Origin of the sequence: Aestuarium sp., assembly GCF_023253315.1 — a bacterium.
GTDB classification, from domain to species: Bacteria; Pseudomonadota; Alphaproteobacteria; order Rhodobacterales; family Rhodobacteraceae; genus Marivivens; species Marivivens donghaensis.
In genome coordinates, this window is record NZ_JALRGW010000018.1 from 22644 (window position 1) to 47302 (window position 24659).

General features: G+C 58.9%; 25 protein-coding genes. 10 read left to right on the plus strand and 15 right to left on the minus strand.

Annotated features, from left to right (window positions below; all coding sequences use genetic code 11):
• The first annotated feature begins 43 nt into the window (after positions 1–43).
• Together AC1QQ2_RS10030 and AC1QQ2_RS10035 are read left to right on the plus strand one after the other, a co-directional pair.
• Positions 44–1126: a BMP family ABC transporter substrate-binding protein gene (locus tag AC1QQ2_RS10030; RefSeq protein ID WP_479713010.1), complete on the plus strand. Its 1083-nt coding sequence runs from the start codon at positions 44–46 to the stop codon at positions 1124–1126.
• Between the two features lie 98 nt (positions 1127–1224).
• Positions 1225–2295, plus strand: a complete 1071-nt coding sequence (locus tag AC1QQ2_RS10035) for an NAD(P)/FAD-dependent oxidoreductase (RefSeq protein WP_479713011.1) — start codon at positions 1225–1227, stop codon at positions 2293–2295.
• A 57-nt stretch (positions 2296–2352) separates the two neighbouring features.
• Here AC1QQ2_RS10035 and AC1QQ2_RS10040 read toward each other — a convergent pair whose 3' ends face one another.
• Positions 2353–4857 carry a GcvT family protein gene (locus AC1QQ2_RS10040; RefSeq protein WP_479713012.1) on the minus strand — a complete coding sequence of 835 codons (2505 nt, stop codon included), beginning with the start codon at positions 4855–4857 and terminating at the stop codon, positions 2353–2355.
• A 158-nt stretch (positions 4858–5015) separates the two neighbouring features.
• A complete protein-coding gene (locus AC1QQ2_RS10045) occupies positions 5016–5468 on the minus strand; it encodes an EF-hand domain-containing protein (RefSeq protein WP_479713013.1) in 453 nt (150 codons plus the stop codon).
• 201 nt (positions 5469–5669) lie between these two features.
• Between AC1QQ2_RS10045 and panC the strand changes: the two genes are divergently transcribed.
• Positions 5670–6527, plus strand: a complete 858-nt coding sequence (gene panC, locus AC1QQ2_RS10050; protein WP_479713014.1) for a pantoate--beta-alanine ligase — start codon at positions 5670–5672, stop codon at positions 6525–6527.
• Positions 6524–7336 carry a 3-methyl-2-oxobutanoate hydroxymethyltransferase gene (gene panB / locus AC1QQ2_RS10055; RefSeq protein ID WP_479713015.1) on the plus strand — a complete coding sequence of 271 codons (813 nt, stop codon included), beginning with the start codon at positions 6524–6526 and terminating at the stop codon, positions 7334–7336. The genes panC and panB overlap by 4 nt, the downstream gene beginning before the upstream one ends.
• On the opposite strand, the gene AC1QQ2_RS10060 is transcribed toward panB, so the two are convergent.
• Both AC1QQ2_RS10060 and AC1QQ2_RS10065 read right to left on the minus strand, forming a co-directional pair.
• On the minus strand, positions 7333–7794 hold the full coding sequence (locus tag AC1QQ2_RS10060; protein ID WP_479713016.1) for a pyridoxamine 5'-phosphate oxidase family protein: 462 nt from the start codon (positions 7792–7794) through the stop codon (positions 7333–7335). The two genes, panB and AC1QQ2_RS10060, sit on opposite strands and share 4 nt — an antisense overlap.
• Positions 7795–7861: 67 nt before the next feature.
• Positions 7862–8848 carry a 2-hydroxyacid dehydrogenase gene (locus tag AC1QQ2_RS10065; protein WP_479713017.1) on the minus strand — a complete coding sequence of 329 codons (987 nt, stop codon included), beginning with the start codon at positions 8846–8848 and terminating at the stop codon, positions 7862–7864.
• Positions 8849–8964: 116 nt separating this feature from the next.
• On the opposite strand from AC1QQ2_RS10065, the gene AC1QQ2_RS10070 reads away from it, so the two are divergent.
• Positions 8965–9498 (plus strand): SH3 domain-containing protein, encoded by a 534-nt coding sequence (locus tag AC1QQ2_RS10070; protein WP_479713018.1) that lies wholly within the window; start codon positions 8965–8967, stop codon positions 9496–9498.
• Positions 9499–9527: 29 nt separating this feature from the next.
• Positions 9528–10436, plus strand: coding sequence for a cation diffusion facilitator family transporter (locus AC1QQ2_RS10075; RefSeq protein ID WP_479713019.1), 909 nt, complete (start codon positions 9528–9530; stop codon positions 10434–10436).
• On the opposite strand, the gene AC1QQ2_RS10080 is transcribed toward AC1QQ2_RS10075, so the two are convergent.
• The 7 genes from AC1QQ2_RS10080 to AC1QQ2_RS10110 all read right to left on the minus strand — a co-directional run bounded on the left by AC1QQ2_RS10080 (position 10433) and on the right by AC1QQ2_RS10110 (position 17996).
• Positions 10433–11527 carry an alpha/beta hydrolase gene (locus tag AC1QQ2_RS10080; RefSeq protein ID WP_479713020.1) on the minus strand — a complete coding sequence of 365 codons (1095 nt, stop codon included), beginning with the start codon at positions 11525–11527 and terminating at the stop codon, positions 10433–10435. The genes AC1QQ2_RS10075 and AC1QQ2_RS10080 overlap by 4 nt on opposite strands.
• Positions 11527–13548 carry a M3 family metallopeptidase gene (locus AC1QQ2_RS10085; RefSeq protein WP_479713021.1) on the minus strand — a complete coding sequence of 674 codons (2022 nt, stop codon included), beginning with the start codon at positions 13546–13548 and terminating at the stop codon, positions 11527–11529. The genes AC1QQ2_RS10080 and AC1QQ2_RS10085 overlap by 1 nt, the downstream gene beginning before the upstream one ends.
• Positions 13549–13614: 66 nt before the next feature.
• Entirely contained in the window at positions 13615–14661 is a 1047-nt protein-coding gene (locus tag AC1QQ2_RS10090) for a HesA/MoeB/ThiF family protein (protein ID WP_479713022.1), read from the minus strand.
• A complete protein-coding gene (gene dut, locus AC1QQ2_RS10095) occupies positions 14658–15119 on the minus strand; it encodes a dUTP diphosphatase (protein ID WP_479713039.1) in 462 nt (153 codons plus the stop codon). The genes AC1QQ2_RS10090 and dut overlap by 4 nt, the downstream gene beginning before the upstream one ends.
• Positions 15120–15124: 5 nt before the next feature.
• Complete coding sequence (gene coaBC / locus AC1QQ2_RS10100) at positions 15125–16315, minus strand: bifunctional phosphopantothenoylcysteine decarboxylase/phosphopantothenate--cysteine ligase CoaBC (protein ID WP_479713023.1); 1191 nt, start codon at positions 16313–16315, stop codon at positions 15125–15127.
• Between the two features lie 56 nt (positions 16316–16371).
• Complete coding sequence (locus AC1QQ2_RS10105; protein WP_479713024.1) at positions 16372–17091, minus strand: ChaN family lipoprotein; 720 nt, start codon at positions 17089–17091, stop codon at positions 16372–16374.
• 26 nt (positions 17092–17117) lie between these two features.
• Positions 17118–17996, minus strand: a complete 879-nt coding sequence (locus tag AC1QQ2_RS10110; protein ID WP_105234331.1) for an RNA polymerase factor sigma-32 — start codon at positions 17994–17996, stop codon at positions 17118–17120.
• An 83-nt stretch (positions 17997–18079) separates the two neighbouring features.
• On the opposite strand from AC1QQ2_RS10110, the gene cobU reads away from it, so the two are divergent.
• The 4 genes from cobU to AC1QQ2_RS10130 are packed head-to-tail and all read left to right on the plus strand — an operon-like array spanning position 18080 to position 21461.
• Complete coding sequence (cobU, locus tag AC1QQ2_RS10115) at positions 18080–18604, plus strand: bifunctional adenosylcobinamide kinase/adenosylcobinamide-phosphate guanylyltransferase (RefSeq protein WP_249947014.1); 525 nt, start codon at positions 18080–18082, stop codon at positions 18602–18604.
• Positions 18601–19152 carry a histidine phosphatase family protein gene (locus AC1QQ2_RS10120; protein WP_479713025.1) on the plus strand — a complete coding sequence of 184 codons (552 nt, stop codon included), beginning with the start codon at positions 18601–18603 and terminating at the stop codon, positions 19150–19152. Before cobU ends, AC1QQ2_RS10120 begins: the two co-directional genes overlap by 4 nt.
• Before the next feature lie 58 nt (positions 19153–19210).
• Complete coding sequence (locus tag AC1QQ2_RS10125; protein ID WP_479713026.1) at positions 19211–19891, plus strand: glutathione S-transferase; 681 nt, start codon at positions 19211–19213, stop codon at positions 19889–19891.
• Positions 19892–19946: 55 nt separating this feature from the next.
• Positions 19947–21461, plus strand: a complete 1515-nt coding sequence (locus AC1QQ2_RS10130; RefSeq protein ID WP_479713040.1) for a YifB family Mg chelatase-like AAA ATPase — start codon at positions 19947–19949, stop codon at positions 21459–21461.
• Here the strand turns inward: AC1QQ2_RS10130 and AC1QQ2_RS10135 are convergent.
• The 4 genes from AC1QQ2_RS10135 to rsmI are packed head-to-tail and all read right to left on the minus strand — an operon-like array spanning position 21431 to position 24583.
• Entirely contained in the window at positions 21431–22339 is a 909-nt protein-coding gene (locus AC1QQ2_RS10135) for an alpha/beta hydrolase (protein WP_479713027.1), read from the minus strand. The two genes, AC1QQ2_RS10130 and AC1QQ2_RS10135, sit on opposite strands and share 31 nt — an antisense overlap.
• Before the next feature lies 1 nt (position 22340).
• Positions 22341–23282, minus strand: coding sequence for a glutathione synthase (gshB, locus tag AC1QQ2_RS10140; RefSeq protein ID WP_479713028.1), 942 nt, complete (start codon positions 23280–23282; stop codon positions 22341–22343).
• Between the two features lie 60 nt (positions 23283–23342).
• Positions 23343–23723 carry a YraN family protein gene (locus AC1QQ2_RS10145; RefSeq protein WP_105234324.1) on the minus strand — a complete coding sequence of 127 codons (381 nt, stop codon included), beginning with the start codon at positions 23721–23723 and terminating at the stop codon, positions 23343–23345.
• Positions 23723–24583 (minus strand): 16S rRNA (cytidine(1402)-2'-O)-methyltransferase, encoded by an 861-nt coding sequence (rsmI, locus tag AC1QQ2_RS10150; RefSeq protein ID WP_479713029.1) that lies wholly within the window; start codon positions 24581–24583, stop codon positions 23723–23725. The genes AC1QQ2_RS10145 and rsmI overlap by 1 nt, the downstream gene beginning before the upstream one ends.
• Positions 24584–24659: the final 76 nt, after the last annotated feature.

Genomic DNA, 24659 nt, shown 5'->3' on the forward strand with positions numbered 1-24659 from the left:
AACCGCCAGAGTCTGCTCTCTGGTCCAATTGGGAGAATACAATATGAAACGCAGAACGCTCCTTGCTACTGGTGCTGGCGCAGCAATGGCTGCAGCACTCGGCCTTCCGGCTCGCGCTCAGGACAAAACCAAAGTTGGCTTTATCTACGTCGGCCCGATCAATGACGGCGGCTGGACACAGCACCACCACCACTCCGCTATGGAAATGGTTCACCACTTCGGCGACGCGGTAGACTTCGTTTACCAAGAGAACGTCCCAGAAGGCCCTGACGCAGAGCGCGCTATCACGCAGATGGCTCTCGGCGGTGCGGACATCATCTTTACCACCTCGTTCGGCTTCATGGACCCGACCATCAACGTCGCTGCGAACTTCCCTGATGTGAAATTCGAACACGCAACTGGCTACAAGCAGGCTGACAACGTATCCGTTTACTCGGCTCGTTTCTACGAAGGCCGCGCGATCCAAGGCACCCTCGCTGGTCGCGTCACCAAGTCGAACAAAATCGGCTACATCGCGTCGGTTCCGATTCCAGAAGTTATCCGCGGTATCAACTCGGCTTACCTGCACGCGAAAAAGGTTAACCCTGACGTCGAATTCAAAGTCATCTGGATCTTCGAATGGCTGAACCCTGCGAAAGAAGCAGACGCTGCAAAAGCTCTGATCGAACAGGGCTGTGACGTTGTTCTTCAGCACACCGACTCCACCGCACCGCATCAGGCTGCAAAAGAAGCTGGCGGCGTTTACACCTTCGGTCAGGCTGCTGACATGGCAGAATACGGCCCGATGCCACGCATCTCGTCGATCATCGACAACTGGTCGCCCTACTACATCGAACGCGTTCAGGCAGTCATCGACGGCACTTGGGGCTCCGTGAACACTTGGGACGGTATCGGCGCTGGCATGGTCGGCATCGGTGAGATCTCTGACGCTGTTCCGGCAGAAGCCAAAGCAGAAGCAGAAGCCATGCGCGACGCGATCGCTGCGGGCACCTACCACCCGTTCACTGGCCCGATCAACAAACAAGACGGTTCGGCTTGGCTCGCTGAAGGCGAGATTGCCAATGACGGCGATTTGGCTGGCATGTTCTTCTTCGTCGAAGGAATCGAAGGCGATATCCCGTCCTAATCAGGCGATTTTCCTGAATTTGAGGGGGCGCTCAGGCGCCCCCTTTTTCGTTCCCGCACTCCGTGGCAGGGTCGCACCCGACACTGAAGGAGGGTGAAATGATCGACTATCTGGTTATTGGCGGCGGCATTGCAGGACTATCTGCGGGCGCAGGTTTAGCGCCTCACGGATCGGTCGTTCTGCTCGAGGCCGAAGACACATTGGGCCACCACACCTCTGGCCGCTCTGCCGCGCTGTATGAACCGAGCTACGGTAAACCCGCCGTTCAAGCCTTGGGCCGTGCGTCGTATGATGGGCTAAAGGACGCGGGCACCTTGTTCCCCCGTGGCGTGATGGTCGTCGGTCTCGCAAGGCAAGAATCCGCCTTCGAAGAGGACGTCGCCCACATGGGCCTCACTGAGGTCACTTTGGTGGAGGCCAAGGCCCTCTGTCCAATCCTCGACACCGATGCGATCACGCGGGCTGCCTACCTCGAGGCCGTCTATGACATCGACACCGATCTGTTGATGCAAACCTACGCAAAGGACATCCGCGCCCACGGTGGCCAAGTCCTCACCCGCCACCCTGTCACCGCAATCACCCGCACCGCTGACGGCTGGACCGTAACCGCAGGCGGGACCGAGTTCGCCGCGAAACACATCGTCAACGCTGCTGGCGCTTGGGTCGATAAAGTTGCGGAAATGGCGGGGATTGCACAGATTGGATTTACACCCCTGCGCCGTTCGATGGCCCGCATCCCTGCCCCAGACGGCATGGACCCAGCGACATGGCCGATGGTCTTTGGCGCAGGCGAAGAATGGTATATGAAACCCGACGCGGGTGCCCTGATCGTGTCACCTGCCGAAGAAGACCCGACCGAACCCCATGACGCATGGGCTGACGATATGGTCCTCGCCGAAGGGCTCGCGCGGTTCGAAGAAAACGTCACGATGGAGGTCACACGCCTGATTGCAAACTGGGCGGGTCTGCGGACATTTTCGCCCGACCGCGTTTTGGTCGTGGGGCCAGACCCTCTGGACGAGACGTTCTTTTGGTGCGGCGGGCAAGGCGGCTATGGGTTTATCACCGCCCCTGCCGTCCGTGATCTGGTCGAAGCCCTCGTGACAGGCCGCGACCCAATCATCGGGGCGGAACACATCCCTGCTCTATCGCCAGTAAGATTCCGTTAACTAGTTGACAACTGTTAACAAATTGAAAGGGCGGCCACTTGGACCGCCCTTTTTTCGTTATCCGTCGATGCGGATATTTGCGTTTGTCGGATCGTAGGGGCTGTCCTCGACGATTGTCGCATCCCACAGCTCGCCCATGATCTTAACCTTGAGCTTCGTGCCAACTTCGGCCAGCGCAGGCTTCACATAACCCATGCCGATTTGTTTGCCGAAGGCGACCGAATAACCGCCCGAGGTCAGACGACCAGCGTAGTTACCGTCCAGATCGCGCAGCGCTTCTTTGCCCCACGGGTCCGCATCAGCCGGACCGTCGATCAGCAGAGTGACGCACTTCGAGCGAACGCCGATTTTCTCCATCGCAGCTTTGCCGTTGAACTCTTTGCCGAGGTCAACAAAGCGCGGCAGGTCAGCTTCGATCGGGGTCGCGTCACGGCCCAGTTCGGTGCCGAATGCGCGGTAGGATTTCTCCTGACGGAGCCAGTTCTGTGCACGGGCACCAACCAATTTACCGCCATGCTTCTCCATTGCAGGCATCAGAAGATCCCACAGATAGTTCTGCATTTCGATCGGGTGGTGAAGTTCCCAACCCAGCTCACCCGTGTAAGCCACGCGGATCGCGTTCACAGGGCACATGCCCAGTTCGATCTGACGAGCCGACAGCCATGGGAAACGTTTGTTCGACAGCGCGGTATCTGGATCGACGTCTTTGATGACCTCTTTCAGAATGTCGCGCGACTTCGGACCTGCGATTGCGAACACGCCCCACTGAGTGGTCACGTTCTGCATTTCGATACGGCCAAACTCGGCTTCTTTGTCTTCGATGCATTTCTTCAGGTAGTCCGCATCGTAGTCGGTCCATGCACCTGCGGACACCAAATAGTATTCGTCCTCAGACAGACGAACGATGGTGTATTCGGTGCGGGTGGTGCCAGCTTCGGTCAGTGCGTAGGTCAGGTTGATACGACCAACCTTCGGCAGTTTGTTGGTGGTGAACCAATCGAGGAACGCCGTCGCACCTGGGCCTTTGACGATGTGTTTGGTGAAGGCGGTTGCGTCGATCAGACCAGCGGTTTCGCGAACGGCCTTGGCTTCGGCAACTGCGTATTCCCACCATGCGCCACGGCGGAAGCTGCGGCTGTCGTGGTCAAACGACGACGGTGCATCAACAGGGCCGTAGTAGTTCGGGCGTTCCCAGCCGTTGACTTGGCCGAATTGTGCGCCGAGCTTTTTCTGGCGGTCGTAGACAGGCGAGGTGCGCAGCGGACGTGCAGCTTCGCGCTCTTCGTCGGGGTGGTGGAGAATAAAGACGTGCTCGTAGCATTCTTCGTTCTTTTTCACCGCGTAATCGGTGGTCATCCACGAGCCGTAGCGTTTCGGGTCGAGCGACGCCATGTCGATCTCGGCTTCGCCGTTTACCATCATCTGAGCAAGGTAATAGCCAGTGCCGCCTGCAGCGGTAATACCGAAGGAGAAACCTTCAGCCAGCCACATGTTGCGCAGACCCGGAGCCGGACCAACGAGCGGGTTGCCATCCGGCGTGTAGCAGATCGGGCCGTTGAAGTCGTCCTTGAGACCAACAGTCTCGGAGGTCGGAATACGGTGGATCATCGCCATGTATTCTTCTTCGATCCGCTCGAGGTCGAGCGGGAAGAGGTCCGCACGGAAGCTATCTGGAACGCCGTATTGGAAACGTGCAGGTGCGCCGCGCTCGTACGGGCCAAGGATCCAGCCGCCGCGCTCTTCGCGGACATACCATTTCGCATCGGCGTCACGCAGAACCGGGTGCTCTGCACCACCGTTTGCGCGGTATTCAACCAGCGCCGGATCGGGCTCGGTCACGATGAACTGGTGCTCAACAGGGATCGCAGGGATTTTGATGCCCAAGAGTTTCGCAGTGCGCTGTGCGTGGTTACCCGTTGCGGTCACAACGTGGTCTGCGTGGATCACTGTGGATTCTTCGGTCGCAACGAGGTTGCCGCCGCGCTCACCCATTTTGGTGACGGTGACTTCCCAGTGGTCGCCGGTCCATTTGTAGCCGTCAACCTGCCACTTACGTTCGATGATCACACCGCGCTGACGCGCACCCTTTGCCATCGCCATGGTGACGTCAGCAGGGTTGATGTAACCGTCTTGCGGGTGGAACAGCGCGCCCTTGAGGTCGTCAGTGCGGACAAGCGGCCAACGCTCTTTGATCTCGTTCGGGGTAAGGAATTCGTGGTAAACGTCTGCGGTTTCCGCAACAGACGAATAGAGCATATATTCGTCCATGCGCTCTTGGGTCTGGGCCATACGCAGGTTGCCGCAGATCGAGAAGCCAGCGTTCAGGCCAGTTTCCGCCTCAAGCGATTTATAGAAATCGACCGAGTATTTGTGGATGTGAGTCGTCGCAAACGACATGTTGAACAGCGGCAGCAGACCGGCAGCGTGCCATGTCGAGCCTGAGGTCAGTTCGTCACGCTCCAAGAGCATGACATCTTCCCAGCCAGCTTTGGCAAGGTGGTAAGCAATCGAGGTACCGACGGCACCACCGCCGACGACTAGGGCACGAACATGGGTTTTCATTTGGCGACTCCATTTGGACTTGGCGTCACTTTTGCCCGAAACTCGCAGGCCATAACGGAACCAGACGACATACGACTGTCCAAAACCGACAGCCCGAAAACAAAGCGCCGCCCCTGATCACAGGAACGGCGCGTCGATCACTGACAAAGGGAAGTAACTCAGTGACCAAAATCTGCGGGTGAAAGTTCGCCGTCACCCGTGGTGTCCAACTCTGCAAAGAGGCGTTCCGTTGCGGCTGTCCACTCATCTGCGCTGATCGCGCCATCGCCGTTGGTATCGGCATATTCGGTTGTCATCGTTGCGTGAATTTTCGCACCCGGACCACCCGCACCATGACCACCACCGTTGCCATTACCATCACCGTGATTTGCTTCCATCGCAGAGGCGACGGTTGCGTCCATGTTGGCTTGTTCTTCGGCGTCGATGCTGCCGTCTTCGTTCAGGTCGAACATATAGAACTGATCACCGCGACGGGCATGGAAATCTTCGATGGTGACAGCGCCAGATGCATCCACATCCCATTCGTTCATGAACTCTGCCATCGGCCCTTGGGCGAATGCGACGGTTGCTGTTCCAGCGAAAAGGACAAATCCAAGGGTTGCGGCTTTCATATTATCATATCCTAATTTTTTTATATTTTATATTTGGAGTTTTTAATTCAGGATTGCTAGCCCCCAAACACGGACAGGTTGTCGCAGGTACAATGAATAACCGTCCGACCTTAGGTCACCGTTAGCGTTATTCCCCCTCTCCGCCGCTTGCCGCAGTTCGGCAGGGGGGCTACACATTCGCAGCACACCTTGGGAGGGGACATGATTATCTGTCGAACCATTGCAGAGGTCCGCGCTGTCGTTCGTGATTTGCGCCTATCTGGGCAGACCGTTGGCTTTGTTCCGACGATGGGTGCGCTGCACGCTGGACACATGTCATTGGTCGCTGCAGCGAAGGCCGAAAACGACGCCGTGATTACGTCGATTTTCGTGAACCCGACGCAGTTTGGACAGCAGGCCGACCTCGACAAATACCCCCGTACCGAAGCGGCCGATTGCGCGATGCTAGAGGCTGCGGGCGTGATCGCGGTCTTTATGCCCTCGGTTGATATTATGTATCCCGACGGGGCCGAAACCATCGTTGAAACAACGAAACTCGCCAATATGCTGCACGGGCTGGTGCGCCCTGGCCACTATCGCGGGGTCTGCACTGTGGTGACGAAACTGTTCAACCAGGTTTCGCCGGACGCCGCCTTCTTTGGCGAAAAGGACTACCAGCAATTGCAGGTGATCCGCCGCATGGCGCGTGATCTGGATGTCCCGACAGAGGTCTGCGGTGTTCCCACCGTGCGCGAGGCAGATGGGCTGGCCATGTCGTCCCGCAACATGCGCCTCACGCCAGAGGATCGCAGCGCCGCCGTTATCCTGAACCGTTCGCTGATCGCCGCAGAAACCGCCGCCCGAACTGGCGCGACGGTAGAGGCGATTGCCCAGACGATCCGTGATACCATCGAAACCGAACCTCGGGCTCGCGATCCGCATGTGGACATCGTGCAGGCCCTCACGCTCGCCCCCGTTTCCGGTCGCCCATCGGGCACCATCGGGATCATGATTTCGGCCGCTTTTGGCCCCGTAGACGACCCTGTCCTGCTTATTGACCAGAGGGAGATCACCCTATGAGCACCCAAACCGAAACCATCCGCCGTATCACCGTGCCGCAAATCGCACGTCGCAAAGGCGGTGAGCCGATTGTGTCGCTAACCTCGTATCACGCGCATACCGCGGCGATCGTCGATAAGTTCGCGGATTTCATTCTGGTGGGCGATAGCCTTGGCATGGTTATGCATGGGATGGAATCGACGGTGGGCGTGCCTCTTGATCTGATGATCATGCACGGCAAGGCTGTTGTGCGCGGCACCAAGCGGGCGCTGATCGTTGTGGATATGCCCTTTGGCACCTATGAGGAAAGCCCGAACATGGCCTTCCGCAATGCGGCCAAAATCATGAAAGAGACGGGCTGTGGCGCGGTGAAACTTGAGGGCGGCAAACGGATGGCAGAGACCATTCGGTTCCTCGTTGAGCGCGGCATTCCCGTGATGGCTCATATCGGCCTCACACCACAGTCTTCGCATGTCATGGGCGGTTTCAAAACCCAAGGCCGTGATGAAGATAGCTGGCCGCTCCACGAAGAGGACGCCCGCGCTGTGACCGAGGCTGGTGCATTTGCCGTCGTACTGGAAGGCATGGTCGAGCCGCTCGCCGCGAAGATCACCAAACAAATCGACATTCCGACCATCGGGATTGGCGCTTCGGCGGATTGTGACGGGCAGATCCTAGTGCTCGAAGATATGCTGGGTCTGAACCCTTGGACACCAAAGTTCGTTAAGGTCTACGGCCAGCTCGGCCCGATGATCGAAGATTCGGTGCGTCGCTATGCAGAGGACGTGAAATCCCGTGCCTTCCCGACCGAGGACGAGGTTTACCGTTAATCCACGGCCCTCACGCCATAGGTCTTGAACGCCTGCCGCACCTGCTCTGCCTCAGTTCTATCGGGGTAGTGCTGGTAGCTGGGCGCTACGATGGGTGACACGCGGACGGCATCCACACGGATCAACCCGCGTAAGGGGAACGCGGTTCCGATCATCGCTTTGATCGGGCCGCCGATGGCGTCGAACTCTGGCTCATCAGGCAGGATCAACCGCGCGTCCCCGACGACCTTGTAGCCTTTTTGGCGGAACACATCGATAAAGCTGACGCAGACCTTTGAATTTTTGGCGATATTTCGGCGTGATATCGGACTTGCGATCTCTGCGATCAGCAGGGTCACGTCATCGATGGCGCAGAATATTTCTTTGGGGCTGACGTTGGGCTGGCCGTTCGCATCGACGCTGGCGAGCCAACATAGGACCGACCGATCAACGGCCTGACGCACTTCTCCGGTGAACATCGTGCTCCTCCTCCCAAAGGACCATGTTCAACGAAGCTAATCCAAATTCACGGTAGGTAAAGGGAGGTTACACCATCCACGGAAGAACCTGATCCGGCGGACGGTGCCCGTCAGCAAAGGTATGTGCGTTAAGGATCACCCGCTCGCCCATCTCGATCCGTCCCTCAACCGTGGCCGACCCCATATGCGGCAAGAGAACGACATTGGGCAGTGCACGCAATCGCGGGTTCACTTCGGTCCCGTGTTCAAACACATCGAGGCCAGCGCCTGCGATTTCGCCCGTGCGCAGCATCCGTGTCAGCGCGTTTTCGTCGATCACTTCACCGCGAGAGGTGTTCACGATCACCGCTGACGGCTTCATCAGTTTCAGACGGCGGGCGTTCATCAAATGGAACGTCCCCGGCGTATGCGGGCAGTTGATCGAGATGATGTCCATTCGCGCGACCATCTGGTCGAGGCTGTCCCACCACGTCGCATTCAGCGCCTGTTCCGTTTCCGGCCGCAGACGGCGACGGTTATGGTAATGAACCGACATACCAAAAGCCGCAGCCCGGCGGGCCACCGCCTGACCGATCCGCCCCATTCCGAGGATACCGAGCTTCCGTCCCGCAATCCGACCGCCAAGCATGGCCGTAGGCGACCAGCCCGTCCAATCCCCTTCTTGCATTTTGGTCATGCCTTCGGGGATGCGGCGCACGACCGAGAGGATCAGCGCCATCGTCATATCGGCCGTATCTTCGGTCATCACGCCCGGCGTGTTCGTGACCATAATCCCGCGGTCACGGGCCGCCTCAACATCGATATGATCGACCCCCGCCCCGTAGTTCGCAATCAAACGCAGCCGACCGTTGGCGGCATCCATGACGTCTGCGTCGATCTTATCGGTCAATGTGGGGACCAGAACATCCGCCTGAGGGACCAAGGCCAAGAGCTCTTCGCGGGTCATGCGGGTATCGTCATCCCGCAGACGCGCATCGAATAGCTCTTTCATGCGGGTCTCAACGACATCAGGCAACCGTCGCGTGACGACAACACTCAGTTGTTTACCGGCCATTTGCCCCCTCCGTGACTTTCCTTCAGGCATTCTTAGTGGCAGATTGCCCGTATGATCGACGCGATACAAGAGTGGCCAAACGCCCATTGCGTCTAAACAGGCAAACAGGTGGTAAGATGCGTTCTTTTCTGCGGTCCCTTACGGTGGTTATCGCACTCATCGGTGGTATTTTGCCTGCCATCGCAGAAGAAAACGAAACCGCAGAGGATCAGACAGAGCTTCGCACGGGTCCTGTTACGGGTTTGCCGCTGCCCCGTTTTGTGTCGCTCAAGGCGAATGAGGCCAACGTGCGTCGTGGGCCATCAACCTCTCACCGCATCGATTGGGTCTTTGCGCGCCGCGACATGCCGCTGCAGGTGACTGCCGAATACGAAAACTGGCGCCGTGTGGTGGATCGTGACGGATTGGGCGGTTGGGTCCACTATATCATGCTGTCTGGCGTGCGGACGGTGATCATCGACACCGACATGCAGCCGCTCTACGCACGCCAAGACGAATCCAGCCCCCAAGAAGCGATCCTCGAAGCGGGCGTCGTCGCGCGGATCGAAGAATGCACCCTGAACTGGTGCCAGTTGAGCACCGCTGGTTATAAAGGTTGGGCACCGAAATCGGCGATTTGGGGTGTTGGCGCGGACGAAGTGCTCGACTAAACAGAACGGCCTAACGCAAGGGGGCCCGCATGACGACTTCTGGTAACAAGCTGAACCTCTCTGCGGGTGTGTTTTCAGTCATCGTCGCGATTACGCTGGTGCTGGCAAAGATGTGGGCGCTCTGGGCAACGGGCGCTTTGTCCATTGCGGCAACGCTGGCGGACAGTGCGCTGGATTTGCTGATGTCGATGGGCGGATTGGCGGCTATCGCCTATGCAGCAAAGCCCGCAGACGACGATCACACCTTTGGGCATACCTCTGCCGAAGACCTCGCTGCGCTGGGTCAGTCCCTTTTCATCATCGTCTCTGCCGCCGCCATTTTGGGCACTGCGGTGTTGCGATTGTCACAACCTGAATCGGCTCATATCAGCTCGGAGTCAGCGGGCGTTTCGGTGATGGCACTGTCGATTGTGCTGACCCTGATGCTGGTCGCATGGCAGCGGTACGTCGCCCGCAAAACAGGGAGCCGCGTGGTCGCCGCCGATAGTCTCCATTACATTGGCGACTTGATCCCTGGGATCGGCGCGATTGTGGCACTTTGGCTCAATGCGAATTTCGGTTGGGGCTGGGTGGATAGCGCGGTGGCGATCGTCGCGGCGCTGATCATGTTCCACGGCGCGCTCAAGATCGGCAAAGGCGCGTGGGACGCCCTAATGGACCGTGCAGCAGATGACGAAATCATCGCCTCTATCGCAGACATCGCGGGTAACTTCGACGGGGTTCACGGGTTTCACGACCTCAAAACCCGCCAAGCAGGGAGCCGCGTTTTCGTGAACCTTCATATCGAGTTGGACGGATCGCAGACGCTGGAAGAGGCGCATAGCATCGGTGCCGCGCTTCGTCGTGCCATTGTTGCAAAGCACACCAATGCAGACGTTCTGATCCACAAGGATCCCGTCGGGGTCGAACCCCACCCCGACGACGCGCGCTATTCCTAATTCCGCGTCAGCACGTTTACGGGCAGCAAAAGCCCTTGACCAATCGCATCGAACACGAATGTCCCTGCCGTCGCGAGGTCGGTGCGTCCGCTCGCCTGCCCTTCGAGGGCGGTATAGAGCGTGGCGAGGTTGATATAGCGGCTATGGCGCAGCGGATCAGATTCCACGGAACTCACGTCGATAATCCGAATGTTAAAATCCTCAGCGACCGAGGCCACCTCTGGATCGCTCACGTCCAATGCCCCGAGCCGAGGCCGACCGCCGCCAACGCGTGACGACAGCAATAAGGCGCGATCATCGGGCGACACGAGGACTGACAAGGGTTCGCGCATTTCGCCGATGACCTCCATCTGGCGACGGAAGAGGAACAGATCGACATCGGGCGCAGCGAGAACCACCGACAACTTATCCAATGTCGATTGCTTGCCTTCGAGTTTCAACGTCCGCATCGCCTCCATCGTGAGGAAGCCACCCATGGAGTGCGCAAAGATCAACGTTTTACCGTTGCGCTTAACGATATCGTCCATCAGTTCAGCCAATGGCTCGCGCGAGAAAATCGCGGCCTGACGGTCGCCGATATATTCGAGCGGTCGCCCGTTCGACGGCCATGCAAAGAGGATCGGTGCGTTGCTGCCACCCGCATCCGCCGTCAATTGGGCTAGTCGAAACAGCGCCTCTTGATACCGCTGGTTAAAGCCGTGAACAAAAATACCGACCTCACCAGACCCATTGGATCGGTTGCGGGCGATGACCTCGCTCATGAAATCGGGCCGCTCCATAATTCCACTGCCGACGACAACGAATTGCTTGGACGGATCGGGGGTGCGGCTGGGCCATGTCACCTGCCCTGCCCGACGGTGCGGCGGCACCGAAATATCGTAATAGCGATAGGCCAGTTCAAAGCTCGGCGTGTTGTCGAACCCTAACAGCGGCGCCTCGTCCGCCGTGCGTGTGGTGACCGCGTAAATACGGATCACCTTCGCCCCGTCCGCAACGTCGGGGATCGGGGTCAGCACCTCTGGTCCCGGGCGACCTGAACAGGCCGCGACGAGGCAGAGCATTACAAAACTGAGCCAAATCCGGCGCAGCATCACGCGACGTCGAGCAAACCACGGCCTTGAAGCAGCGCTTCAACACCCGGAAGCCGTCCACGGAAGCGGGTGTAGAGTTCTGCCGCATCCACAGTGCCCCCGACCGAGAGGATATGCGCCTCAAGCGCTTTAGCGGTTTCAGGGTCAAAGGCATCGCCTTTTTCCTCGAACGCGGCAAAGGCATCGGCATCCATGACCTCGGACCACATGTAGCTGTAGTAGCCGCTGGAATAGCCGTCGCCGCTGAACACATGGGCGAAATGCGGGGTGGCGTGGCGCATACGGATCGCGCGGGGCATGCCGATAGCCTCTAGCACTTCCGCCTGTTTCTGCATCGGATCAGCGGGCGGTGTGCCGAGGTGGAATTCGAGGTCCACAATGGCCGAGGCCACATATTCGACCGTCTGGAATCCCATGTCATAGGTCGCAGCGCCCAGCACCTTTTGCAGAAGTTCCGCAGGCATCGACTCTCCTGCCGCGTTGACGGCAAATTCGGCCAACACTTCAGGCACGTCGAGCCAGTGTTCATAGAGCTGGCTCGGCAGTTCGACGAAATCGCGGGCAACGGATGTGCCCGACATGGAATCGTAGGTCACATTCGACAGCATTTGGTGCAGCGCGTGGCCGAATTCGTGGAACAGGGTGCGGGCATCGTCATAGGACAACAGCGCAGGCTGCCCCTCGGCTGGTTTGGCAAAGTTGCAGACGTTGATCACAATCGGGCGCACGTCGCCATCCAGCTTATTCTGGCTGCGCATCGCAGAACACCATGCGCCAGAGCGTTTGGACCCACGGGCAAAGTAGTCGCCCATAAAGAGCGCGATATGTTCGCCATTGCGTGTCACCTCGAACAGACGCACGTCGGGATGATATTGCGGCCCTTCGGTCGGTTTGAACTCTAGCCCGAACAGGCGATTGGCGCAGGCAAAGGCGGCATCAATCATGCGGTCGAGTTGGAAATACGGTTTGACCTCGGCTTCATCCAGATCATGCTCGGCCTTGCGGCGGATGGCGGAATAATAGTGCCAGTCCCATGCCTCGAGCGGGCCTTGGTGACCGTCATTGTGGAGCATGTTTTCGAGAATTTGCGCATCCGCTTCGGCGCGGGATTTCGCGGGGCCCCAGACATCCATCAACAAACCGCGCACCGCGTCAGGCGTGCCCGCCATTTCGGTTTCGAGTTTATAATGGGCGAAGTCTTCGTAGCCGAGCAGTTTGGCGCGTTCAGCCCGCAGGGCCAGAATTTCCGCCGCAATCGCGCGGTTATCCGTTTCGCCGCCATTTGCGCCACGGGCGGTCCATGCCTCATAGGATTTGCGGCGCAGATCGCGGTTCGGGCAGGTTTGCAGGAACGGCACGATGACAGAGCGGGACAGGGTAACAACGGGGCCGTTCTGGCCCTTGTCTTTTCCTGCCGCGCGCAGAGCTGAGACCACATAGTCCGGCAGTCCGTTCAGGTCGGTTTCAGCCAGCGGCATGAACCATGACCGTTCGTCGGCCAAAAGGTTCTGGGTGAACTGTGTGCCCAAGACAGAGAGACGCGATTTCACTTCGGTCTGACGGTCGGCCTCTGCGCCCTTGAGCTTTGATCCCGCGCGAACGAAGCCACGGTAGGACAGGTAGAGCAGACGCGACTGTTCGGCGTTCAGACCCAAATCATCCCGCTGCTCCCACAGGGTTTCCACGCGGGCAAAGAGCGCCTCGTTGGTGGTGACTTCAGACCAGAAGGCCGACATTTTCGGCGCAAATTCCCGCATCAATGCCTCGCGCGCGGGGTTCGCATCGGCACCAGCGAGCGCATAAAACGCCCCCATCACACGGTCGAGCGTTGCTGTCGTGCGCTCCATCGCCTCAACCGTATTGGCAAAAGTGATCTCTGGCTCAGCAACAATCGCTGCATAATTCGCCCGCGCCTCGGCCAAGGCTGCATCGACCGCTGGTGCGAAATCATCGTCAGAAATCGCATCAAAGGGTGGCAAGCCAAAGGGGGTGGACCAATCGTTCAGCAGCGGGTTTGTCATCGGGTTCTCCTATACTTGGGCAGAGTCTAGGTCCGTCCAAGGGGAACCGCCAGAGCCATTCACACGCTAGTCGTGGGATGTTCCGCAAACGGGACAATCTGCCCGCGATTTGGTCTTCATCATGCGGCTATCCGCGTAGAGTGCATCATATATCATCAACCGACCGCGCAGAGTTTCGCCCGCGCCTGTGATCAGCTTGACCGCCTCCGCTGCCATCAACGACCCTATCACCCCAGGGAGAGGGCCGAGGACACCCGCCTCTGCGCAAGACGGGACCAACCCTGCGGCTGGCGCCTCTGGAAAGACGCATTGGAAACAGGGGCCACCATTGGCTGGGTCATAGACCGAGATCTGGCCTTCCCATTGCGTCATCGCGGCGGCAATCAGCGGTTTCCCCAGTTTCACCCCTATGCGGTTCACCATATAGCGCGTGGCAAAGTTGTCGGTTCCGTCGAGGATCAGATCATAGTCGGCGAAAAGAGCCTCTGCCGTGTCCTCGTCCAACCGCCGCGCATAGGGACGCACTTCGATCCACGGGTTCAGTGCTTTGATCGCCGTTGCGGCAGAATGCACCTTCGGCTGGCCGATACGGGCATCGGTGTGGATCACTTGGCGTTGGAGGTTGGAGTTATCGACGGTGTCATCATCCACGACACCGATTGTGCCGACCCCCGCCGCAGCGAGATACATCAACGCGGGCGACCCGAGGCCCCCTGCGCCGATCACCAGCACCTTCGCTTGCTTCAACCGTTTCTGCCCCGTCCCACCGATTTCACGAAGCATCATGTGGCGGGCGTAGCGATCGAGTTCGCTGTCCGAAAATGTCTTGGTCGGGGTGGTGACAACTGGTTCCTTAGCGGCGACCTTGGTTTTAATCCAACCGAGGCCGAGGCGGTAAATATAGATCACAACACCCGCGCCGATGATCAGCGCCCAAAGACGCGCATCGCCACCAGTCGCTTGGCGCAATGGATTGCCAGCGGGCAAAACGATATTCGCCAAAAGCACCGCCGCCATCAGAACACCCGTCATGCCCCAACGCACACGGTGGGGAACTTTCATCGCCCAACCAATGCCCCACATGACCGAAATCATCGCAAAAACGGTGATCATTTACGCCCCGTCGAGCCAAAGCCGCCTTCGCCACGTGCGGTTGTGGACAAACCAGAGCCGAGCGTGAACTGCCCCTGAACCACAGGTGCGACCACAAACTGGGCGATGCGGTCGCCGTGGGCGATGTGGAATGGTTCGGACCCCGTGTTGAGGATGATCACCCCAACAGGCCCGCGATAATCGCTGTCGATAGTGCCCGGCGTATTCGGCAAGGTGATGCCGTGTTTGAGCGCGAGGCCAGAACGTGGACGGACCTGCACCTCATAGCCAGCGGGGATTTCCATCCGAAACCCGCAAGGGATCAGCGCACGTGCGCCCGCCTCGATGGTGACACCCTCCCGACCGGTGGGGGCAAAGTTGGCCCGCACATCCGCACCAGCCGCCCCCGCCGTTTCGTAGGATGGCAACGCGATGTCGGTATCAGCCCCGTCGAGCCATTCGATCACAATATTCGGCATGGTGGTCATAGCGCCTCCGCGATCCGCTGAGCGAGCCGTTGCGCAACGGCGTCCTTGCCCATGCGCGGCCAATCTTCGGCGGAAGTTTCAGTGATTAGCGTCACGGCGTTCTCGGTGCCCCCCATGATCCCCGTCTCAGGAGACACATCATTGGCCACGATCCAATCGCACCCTTTGCGGGCCCGCTTGGCCGTTGCGTGGGCGATCACGTCGTCTGTTTCAGCGGCAAACCCAACGACCAAAGGCGGGCGGCCATCGGTCATCTGGCTCACGGTTGCGAGGATATCGGGGTTCTCTGCGAACTCCAAAACGGGCAGTGCGCCGTTCACTTTTTTGATCTTCGACCCAGAGGCTGAGGCAACCCGCCAATCCGCCACAGCCGCCGCAAACACCGCCACATCGACGGGCAAAGCGGCCAGAACAGCCTCTAGCATCTGCGCGGCGGTTTGCACTTTCACGACATTTACGCCCGCAGGCGGCGGCACATCGGCTGGACCTGTCACAAATACAACATCTGCACCTAATTGCGCCAATGCGCGCGCCACAGCCGTGCCTTGGGCACCTGACGACCGATTGGCGATGTAGCGCACGGGGTCGATGGGTTCGTGCGTGGGGCCTGAGGTCACGAGGATATGCTTACCCTTGAGCGGTCCGTCAGAGAGAGCCGCGTCAATGGCGGCGATGATCTCTGGCACTTCAGCCAAGCGACCAAAGCCAAACTCGCCACATGCCATGTTGCCTTCGGTCGGGCCAACGAACAGCATGCCATCGCCCTTGAGCGTCGCGACATTGCGCTGGGTGGCGGCGTGTTCCCACATCCGCACGTTCATTGAGGGGGCGACCAGCACAGGTTTGTCGGTCGCCATCAACAGCGTCGACGCCAGATCATTGGCGTGACCGCCCGCCATTTTCGCCAAGAGGTCGGCCGTTGCAGGGGCCACAACAACGAGGTCCGCAGCGCGGGACAATTCGATATGACCCATCTCGGCCTCATCGGTCAGATCGAACAAATCCTGATAGACTTTGCGAGCGGCAAGGCCAGATACGGAGAGCGGGGTCACGAACTCTGCCCCTGCTTTGGTCAGCACGGGCGTGACCTCTGCCCCTTGTTCGCGCAGACGCCGGATCAGATCGAGCGACTTAAAGGCTGCAATACCGCCGCCGATGATCAGTAGGATATGTTTGCCAGCCAGCATCACGGCCCCCTTTGAACGATTGGTGGAACCCTAACCAGCGGCAACGAAAAGAACAATCACTGGAACGCCGCACATGGGTCGTCACGTTCTGCGGGGGCAGTGACGATCACGGTGTCAAAGGGCGCGTCATCCTCGGCTTCTTCCAACAAACCCAGCGCATGAACCGACAACTCTGGTCGAACGCGGGCGATGTAGGATGGCACCGCGCGGTCGGTACGCGCGTGGCCGTTGCCCGTGATCAGAACCACAGGTCCACCAGTTTCGCCATAGGCCGTTAAGGTCACACGGGCAAAATGGGCGTCGCGCAAACGCTGCGCCTCTACCATCCCAGGAAGCATTTCCGCGGGGAGAGCATCGCAATGGGCCTGTGCCTGTTCGGCCTCCATCACGGCACGCAGATCGTCGGACAGCATGGTAAGGCCATAGCGTTCCGCGCCCTCGCCAAAGACCTCAGCGGCTGACGAAGTTATCGCCGCGATCACCGTGTCCCGAGGGAGCGCCGCGCCATAAACAGGCGCATCGCTCGCCGCAAAGATCGGCGCGTAGATCGCGAAGTCGGGCCAGCCCGCCGCTTCCCAACCGATGATCGCGCCTAGGTTGGGATCGTGGCGATCGCTGGAGTTTGCCAAGGCCGCCTGATCAGGGGTCAGCATTTCGAACACGATCGCAGAGGGCGCGATAGCTGCGATTTGTTTGGCTTGTTCGATGTGGTGCAGGGGATTGTCATGCACCTCGCCCAAGATATGGATGTCTTGCGCCATGGCAGGCGCAGCCATCCATAACATCAGGGCAAGGGCAGTTCTCATGCGAGGAAGTTCAACACTTCCTTCGACTGACCTTCAAGGCTCTTGCGCATTTTGTTGAACGCCGCGGCCTCTAGCTGGCGAATACGCTCTTTGGACAGGCCAAGTTCGTCACCGAGGCTCTCCAACGTGCGCGGCTCGTCCCGCAGTTTGCGTTCGCGCACGATGAAGCGTTCACGATCGTTCAGTGCCATCAGCGCAGTCGTCAGCCATTGACGCAGGGTTTCCTGATCGTGCGAGGCCTCGACCCGTTCCGCCGCCTGCTCGCTGTCATCGACGAGCGTATCAACCCATGACCGCCCCTCATCTTCGGACGATTGCGTCGCATCGAGCGAGAAGTCAGATCCCGAAAGACGGCCATCCATCATCTCGACGTCATGCACCGGCACGCCAAGCTCGGTCGCAATCGCGAGGTGCAGATCGCCCTTGCTGAGGGTGATCCCTTCGGCGGTGGCTTCGCGTTCGAGACGGGCCTGAACGCGGCGCATGTTAAAGAACAGGGATTTCTGGCTGCTGGTCGATCCTGTGCGAACCATCGACCAGTTGCGCATCACAAAATCTTGGATCGACGCTTTGATCCACCAAACAGCATAAGTCGAAAAACGAACGCCACGGTCCGGATCGAACTTTTCAGCGGCTTTCATCAGACCAAGGCTGGCCTCTTGGATCAGGTCGGGCATCGGGGCACCGTAACGACGGAATTTCCCCGCCATCGAGATCGCCAACCGCATGTAGGCGGTGGTCAAACGATGGAGCGCTTCTTCATCGCGGTGATCGCGCCACGCGTAGGCCAGTTGAGCTTCGGTTTCAGCATCCAAAAGCTCCGCCTTCATCGCGCGGCGTGTCATGTTAAAGTTAGACGTGGTATCCAGAGCCATAATCTCATCTCCCGCCGGCTGTTGTGTGTGACTTCTGTCATCGTTACCAATGCTTACGCACAACACTGCGAAATGGATCACAGATGCCTGCACAACTCACCTTACAAAAACTAACACTTGTGTTCGGTGGCGCGGCCTCGGGTAAGTCCAAATACGCGGAAAAGTTGATTTTTGAATCTGGCTTAGAACGCTTCTACATTGCGACTTCGCAGGTTTATGACGACGAAATGCGCGCCAAGGTGGAGCAGCACAAAGTGCAGCGCGGAGACGGCTGGACGACCATCGAAGAACCAATAAACATGTCAAAGGCTCTCGATAATGTGAGCGCGAGCGGCGTTGTTCTGATCGATTGCGCGACGCTTTGGCTGACGAATCTGATGCTGGGGGAGGCGGATATTGACGCCATGATCCCCGAATTTATCGAAGCCTGCCGCCGTTGCCCTGCCCCTGTTGTGGTGGTGTCAAACGAGCTGGGTCTTGGCATTGTGCCAGAGACGAGCATGGGGCGGCGGTTCCGCAATCTCCACGGCGCAATGAACCAGCAGATCGCTGCGGCGGCGGATCATGTGGTATTTGTGGCGGCTGGTTTGCCGATGGTTCTGAAATGACGCGGCTCTGGCTCGTTCGGCATGGGCCCACCCATGCCAAGGCGATGGTGGGCTGGACAGATCTGCCCGCTGATCTGTCCGATGTTGATGCCATCGCCCGCCTGTCGGATCACCTGCCCGATGCGCCCGTTGTATCGTCTGACTTATCCCGCGCGGTCAGCACCGCGGATGCGATCCAAGCCCGTCGCCCTCGGTTGCCCCATGACGCTGCTTTACGAGAAATTCATTTTGGCGATTGGGAAATGGCGACGTTTTCGGATGATCCGCTGATGCGCGCCTATTGGGAAACGCCAGGTGATATTGCGCCCCCGAATGGGGAAAGCTGGAACGCGGTCGCTGCACGGGTTAGCACAGCCATCGATGGTTATCTCGCGCTCGGCCTGCCTGATCTGATCGTGGTGGGTCATTTCGGGATGATCCTGACCCAAGTCCAACGCGCCCTGTCGATCACCCCATACGAGGCATTTGGCCATCGGATCGACAACCTCTCTGTGACCGAGATCACGACCGCACCGTGGTCAGCAGAACGGATCAATCACAAACCGTGATGATGGCACGCACAAAACAACGATAGCGTTGTCACGCGACCCGACTTAGCATCCACTCATGATGTATGATCTTTATATTGGCGATCGCCTTTTTAGCAGCTGGTCCCTCCGTGGCTGGCTTATGTTTGAAAAATTCGGACTGCCCTATCGTGAACATATGATGGGGCTGTACGCGGGCACATTGGCCCAAGACATGGCCGAACTGGCCCCAGCACGCACGGTGCCTGCCGCGAAAACGCCCGAGGGCTATATCCTGTCCGACAGCCTATCGATGGCAGAGACGCTGGCCGAACGGCACCCCGATGCGGGGCTATGGCCAACCGATCCTGCGGCACGCGCATTGGCCCGCAACTTGGTCTGCGAAATGCATTCGGGATTTGGCGCGTTGCGCGATGTCTGCAACATGCAGATCAGCCACGTCTGGGAGGGCTTTGTCGCGCCCGAACCCGTTCTGAAAAACCTTGAACGCATTGAATACCTTTGGGCCATGGCCCGCGAACGTCATGGGGCAAAGGGGCCTTGGCTGTTCGGTGAATATTCGCTCGCCGATGTGTTCTACGCCCCTGTTGCGATGCGGATCACGGGCTACGGTCTGCCCGTATCGGACGCCGCCAAGGCCTATGTGGACAACCACCTCAACGATCCCGCGTTCCTGCGCTGGCGGGCTGAAGCGTTGAAGGAAAATCACGAAACCTTCCCCTATGAAATGAACCTTCCGCGCAAAGACTGGCCGTTTTAACCAAACTTAAACGCCTGCCCCGTTAACCAGAATGAGTTGGTTAACGGGGTTTTTCATGGTCGCATCGGCCTACACAGTTGCGTTCGAAGGGATTGAGGCCCGCATGGTCGAGGTGCAATGCGCCACCATGGCGGGCTTGCCGTCGTTTTCCATCGTGGGCCTGCCAGACAAGGCCGTGTCAGAGGCCCGCGAACGTATTCGCGCGGCACTTGAGGCCATGTCGATCGCCCTGCCGTCGTGCAAAATCACCGTCAACATGTCCCCTGCCGACATGCCGAAAGAAGGGTCACACTTCGACCTCCCCATCGCGCTGGCATTGCTCGCTGCGCTCGAGATCGTCCCAAAAGACAAGGCTTTAGAGACGGTCGCTCTGGGGGAATTGTCGCTCGACGGGACGCTGGTGCCTGTGATCGGCACCCTGCCCGCCGCACTCGCCGCCGCCGAAGAGGACCGTGTTCTTCTCTGCCCGACTGCATCCGCAGCAGAGGCCGCATGGGTCGGCGCGACACCTGTGTTCGGGGCCAAATCTCTGCTCGATGTGATCCGTCACTACACGGGCAAGGCGGTTTTGCCTCCTGCCCTCCCCGGTGAGGTCAGCCACGCCCCAACCGCCCGCGATTTGCGCGATGTGAAGGGGCAGGAACGCGCCAAGCGGGCATTGGAAATCGCTGCGGCAGGACGGCACCACCTATTTCTTCTCGGCCCTCCGGGGTCAGGAAAATCCATGCTCTCGGCCCGCATTCCAGGGATATTGCCACCCCTCACGGCTGCCGAGGCGTTGGAGACATCGATGATCCATTCGCTCTCTGGCCTCTTGGACGAAGGTGGGATCAGCCGCACGCGACCCTTTCGCGAACCGCACCACACGGCCTCCATGCCCGCGATTGTTGGCGGCGGGAAAGGAGCGAAACCCGGCGAAATCAGCCTCGCCCACAATGGTGTTTTGTTCATGGATGAGTTTCCAGAGTTTAACCGCCAAGTGCTCGAAACGCTCCGCCAGCCCATTGAGACGGGCGAGGTCGTCGTGGCCCGTGCCAACGCCCATATCCGCTATCCCTGTCGGTTCATGCTGGTCGCGGCGGCCAACCCGTGCAAATGCGGGTTTATGTCAGATCCCGCCCGCGCCTGTTCACGGGCACCTGCCTGCGGGGCCGACTACCTCGCCCGAATTTCTGGCCCGCTGATGGATCGGTTCGACCTGCGCGTCGAAGTGCCGCCTGTATCCTTTACCGACCTCGACCTGCCCGCGACGGGCGAAAGTTCGGCCAGCGTCGCGGCACGAGTGCAATCGGCGCGAAACCTACAAACCCAAAGGTATCAAGGGATTGATGGAATACGCACCAACGCTGAGGCCGAAGGCGCGATCCTCGAAGAGGTAGCTACGCCCGATGCAGAGGGGCGCGACCTTCTAACCCGAGTGGCGGAAAAATTCGGACTGACGGCACGAGGCTACCACCGAGTCCTAAGGGTTGCGCGGACGATTGCAGATCTCGACGGATCGTCCTCCGTCCGACACCCGCATATCGCCGAAGCGGTCAGCTATCGGCTCGCCCTCTCGAAAGAGGTCTGAACAAAATTGGCGATATCACGAAGGGCGGCACGCGCCTCTGGCACCCAATATTCACCCAGATGCCAAACATGCGGCGCGTCATGCCATGTCTGAACCTCAACCTCACCGCCCGCAGCCCGTAACACCCCTGCCATCCGATATGTGTCATCGGCGAGAACTTCAGGACTGCCGACTTGGAAGAACGCAGGTGGCGGGGCATCGAAATTCGCGAAAAGCGGCGAAATCCGTGGATCATCGGCGGGCGTTTCGGCGTGATACATACGCGCAGCCTCGCCCATCCAATCGGCTGGAATAATCGCATCAGCCTCTGCGTTTTGGGCCACAGACGCTCCCGAAAGGGTCAAATCCGTCCAAGGCGACATGGTAAAGATCCCCGCAGGGCGTTTGCCTCTCGCGCAGAGCACCGACAAAAGAGCCAAGGCCAGTCCCCCGCCTGCGCTGTCCCCGCCAATGACGATTTTGCTGGGGTCATAGCCACGCGCCACGAGGTCATCCCAAGCGGCAATTGCGTCGTCGAATGCCGCTGGGAACGGCGCCGCAGAGGAAAGTCGGTAATTGGGCATGACAACGGGCACGCCCGCATAGTGTGACAACCGCGCCATGATGGGGCCGTGTGTATCCGCCGATCCCGCGAAATACCCGCCGCCATGAAAATAGAGGATCAGGCGTTCACCGTCGGCACCGCGCCCCGACACCCAATTTGCCGACCGCCCACCAAGGCTGCGCTCTAACCGAAGGGAATATGGCACATATTGCCCTGCCAAAGCGCCCAAACGGTCGAGCTTTGCTGCCTCGCGAATGGGGTCGTCGGATAGACGGAACAGCGGCTTTACGATCCGGCGGCTGATCGCCGTGTAAAGCCACAGTCGAACCGACATATCAGGCTCTCCGCGCCTCGATCGCCTGCCAAACCTTCTCTGCGATGTTCACGCCATCGAACCGTTCAAGCTCTTGAATGCCCGTCGGCGAGGTCACGTTAATTTCTGTCAACCAATCGCCGATCACGTCGATACCGACAAAGACCTGACCCTTTTCCTTGAGAAGCGGACCGATGGCGGCGCAAATCTCGCGATCACGGTCGGTCAGTTCAACCTTCTCAGCGCGTCCGCCGACATGCATGTTCGACCGTGTCTCTCCTTTTTGCGGAACGCGGTTGATTGCGCCGACAGGTTCACCATCGACAAGGATCACGCGCTTATCACCCTTGGACACGGCGGGCAGGAATTTCTGCACGATCAAAGGCTCATTGTTGATGCCCGTGAACATTTCCCAAAGCGACGCAAGGTTGCCGTCACCTGCTGAGAGCTTGAACACGCCCGCACCGCCATTCCCGTAGAGCGGCTTGAGAATGATATCGCCGTGCTTTTCACGGAAATTACGTAGCGTTTGCAGGTCACGCGCAATCGCGGTCGGCGGTGTTAGCTCTGGGAACTGCAGGACCAAGAGCTTCTCTGGATAATTGCGTACCCAGAACGGATCATTCACGACCAGTGTCTTGGGGTGGATCATGTCCAAAAGATGGGTCGTAGTGATGTAGCCCATATCGAACGGAGGGTCCTGACGCAGCCAAACCACGTCGAAGTCCGACAAATCGACCTCTTGCTCTTCGCCCAAGGTAAAGTGATCGCCCTTCACTCGTTGAACCGTCAAAGGCCAACCACGCGCTGTTACCCGCCCCTCTTGCCAAGCGAGTTTGTCGGGCGTGTAGTAAAATAACGAATGGCCCCGCGCCTGTGCCTCTTCTGCGAGACGGAAGGTGCTGTCCCCATCGATATTGATCGCACCAATCGGGTCCATTTGAATGGCAACTTTAAGAGACATGGTTAAGCCTTTCGTATCTGTTGCCACATACATGGCGCAGACCGTCCCGCCCTTCAATGGCTACCACATCATTGATGCATTCTCGATCACCTTTATCGCACCAGTTCCATCTACCAACGCCACATCAATCCGCATTGGCGTCAGCTGCCCCTTGGGTTCGCCTGTCACATAATCCGTGGCGCTGGCGCATATCCGTTGCATTTGCCGACGGGTGATGTGCGACACCGCCTGATCGTGGGATTTGCTCTGTTTAACCTCGACAAAAACGATCCGATCCCCGTCACGACAAATCAGGTCAATTTCACCATACCGACCACGCCAACGTCGTGCTGCAATCGTCTGCCCGCGACGCAAATAGTCCCGTTCGACGATCCCTTCGGCGGCAAGGCCCGCATGATACGCTCGCTGACCACGTTCCGATTTTCGCAGAGCCACGCCCATTAGTCCTCCTTCGAAAGGCCCAGCGCAATTTGGTAAACCTGCCGTTTCGGTAGGCCCAGCGCGCCCGCCACCGCTGTAGCGGCATCTTTAACGCGCATGGTTTCCATTGCCTGACGCAAAGCCGTTTCCACATCCATCTCTTCAACATCGGTGGCACCAGCCCGTCCGACCAGAACCACCAGTTCACCTTTGACGCTGCGCCCTTCGTAGGCGTCGATCACCTCATCAAGCGTGCCGCGCGTCACTTCTTCAAACTTTTTGGTCAGTTCCCGACAGACCGCGACATCCCGCGATCCCCCCAGAATCTCCCTCAAATCTTCTAACATTTCTTGAATCCGTTTCGGACTCTCATAAAAAATCATGGTTAACGGCATGTCCCGCAACGCGGCGATTTCGGTTTGGCGTTGGGCGCGCGCGGCAGGCAAGAACCCCGCGAACATGAACCGATCGGTCGGCAGACCAGAGACAGTCAGCGCTGCCAATACGGCCGAGGCACCGGGGGCTGCGGTCACGGTTAGGCCTTGGGCGATGACTTCGCGGCCCAGTTCGAACCCTGGGTCAGCGACGAGAGGCGTTCCAGCCTCGGACACATAGGCCACCGATTTTCCTTCGGCGATGAGCTTTACGATCCCTTGGACCGAACTATCACCCGAATGATCATGATAGGCGATCATGCGCCGACCGTTCAGCGGCACGCCATGGATATCGAGCAATTTACGGGCGGTTCGAGTATCCTCGGCCACGATCAGGTCACAGGAGGCCAAAATATCGAGCGATCGCAGGGTGATATCGCGGGCAGAGCCGATAGGTGTTGCCACCAGATACAGACCTGCGGTTAACGGCGTGTTGCGGTGATTCATCGCTGGACCCTCTGGTTGTGGGGCCTATGATACGCCCAGGAGATTTGTCCTATCGGTCTGCCGTATCCATGGCGCC

Bases quoted from the DNA above. Each gene is read 5' to 3' on its own strand.
- AC1QQ2_RS10030 (WP_479713010.1), top strand. From the start codon at position 44: ATGAAACGCAGAACGCTCCTTGCTACTGGTGCTGGCGCAGCAATGGCT.
- AC1QQ2_RS10035 (WP_479713011.1), top strand. From the start codon at position 1,225: ATGATCGACTATCTGGTTATTGGCGGCGGCATTGCAGGACTATCTGCG.
- AC1QQ2_RS10040 (WP_479713012.1), bottom strand. From the start codon at position 4,857: ATGAAAACCCATGTTCGTGCCCTAGTCGTCGGCGGTGGTGCCGTCGGT.
- AC1QQ2_RS10045 (WP_479713013.1), bottom strand. From the start codon at position 5,468: ATGAAAGCCGCAACCCTTGGATTTGTCCTTTTCGCTGGAACAGCAACC.
- panC (WP_479713014.1), top strand. From the start codon at position 5,670: ATGATTATCTGTCGAACCATTGCAGAGGTCCGCGCTGTCGTTCGTGAT.
- panB (WP_479713015.1), top strand. From the start codon at position 6,524: ATGAGCACCCAAACCGAAACCATCCGCCGTATCACCGTGCCGCAAATC.
- AC1QQ2_RS10060 (WP_479713016.1), bottom strand. From the start codon at position 7,794: ATGTTCACCGGAGAAGTGCGTCAGGCCGTTGATCGGTCGGTCCTATGT.
- AC1QQ2_RS10065 (WP_479713017.1), bottom strand. From the start codon at position 8,848: ATGGCCGGTAAACAACTGAGTGTTGTCGTCACGCGACGGTTGCCTGAT.
- AC1QQ2_RS10070 (WP_479713018.1), top strand. From the start codon at position 8,965: ATGCGTTCTTTTCTGCGGTCCCTTACGGTGGTTATCGCACTCATCGGT.
- AC1QQ2_RS10075 (WP_479713019.1), top strand. From the start codon at position 9,528: ATGACGACTTCTGGTAACAAGCTGAACCTCTCTGCGGGTGTGTTTTCA.
- AC1QQ2_RS10080 (WP_479713020.1), bottom strand. From the start codon at position 11,527: ATGCTGCGCCGGATTTGGCTCAGTTTTGTAATGCTCTGCCTCGTCGCG.
- AC1QQ2_RS10085 (WP_479713021.1), bottom strand. From the start codon at position 13,548: ATGACAAACCCGCTGCTGAACGATTGGTCCACCCCCTTTGGCTTGCCA.
- AC1QQ2_RS10090 (WP_479713022.1), bottom strand. From the start codon at position 14,661: ATGATCACCGTTTTTGCGATGATTTCGGTCATGTGGGGCATTGGTTGG.
- dut (WP_479713039.1), bottom strand. From the start codon at position 15,119: ATGCCGAATATTGTGATCGAATGGCTCGACGGGGCTGATACCGACATC.
- coaBC (WP_479713023.1), bottom strand. From the start codon at position 16,315: ATGCTGGCTGGCAAACATATCCTACTGATCATCGGCGGCGGTATTGCA.
- AC1QQ2_RS10105 (WP_479713024.1), bottom strand. From the start codon at position 17,091: ATGGCTGCGCCTGCCATGGCGCAAGACATCCATATCTTGGGCGAGGTG.
- AC1QQ2_RS10110 (WP_105234331.1), bottom strand. From the start codon at position 17,996: ATGGCTCTGGATACCACGTCTAACTTTAACATGACACGCCGCGCGATG.
- cobU (WP_249947014.1), top strand. From the start codon at position 18,080: ATGCCTGCACAACTCACCTTACAAAAACTAACACTTGTGTTCGGTGGC.
- AC1QQ2_RS10120 (WP_479713025.1), top strand. From the start codon at position 18,601: ATGACGCGGCTCTGGCTCGTTCGGCATGGGCCCACCCATGCCAAGGCG.
- AC1QQ2_RS10125 (WP_479713026.1), top strand. From the start codon at position 19,211: ATGATGTATGATCTTTATATTGGCGATCGCCTTTTTAGCAGCTGGTCC.
- AC1QQ2_RS10130 (WP_479713040.1), top strand. From the start codon at position 19,947: ATGGTCGCATCGGCCTACACAGTTGCGTTCGAAGGGATTGAGGCCCGC.
- AC1QQ2_RS10135 (WP_479713027.1), bottom strand. From the start codon at position 22,339: ATGTCGGTTCGACTGTGGCTTTACACGGCGATCAGCCGCCGGATCGTA.
- gshB (WP_479713028.1), bottom strand. From the start codon at position 23,282: ATGTCTCTTAAAGTTGCCATTCAAATGGACCCGATTGGTGCGATCAAT.
- AC1QQ2_RS10145 (WP_105234324.1), bottom strand. From the start codon at position 23,723: ATGGGCGTGGCTCTGCGAAAATCGGAACGTGGTCAGCGAGCGTATCAT.
- rsmI (WP_479713029.1), bottom strand. From the start codon at position 24,583: ATGAATCACCGCAACACGCCGTTAACCGCAGGTCTGTATCTGGTGGCA.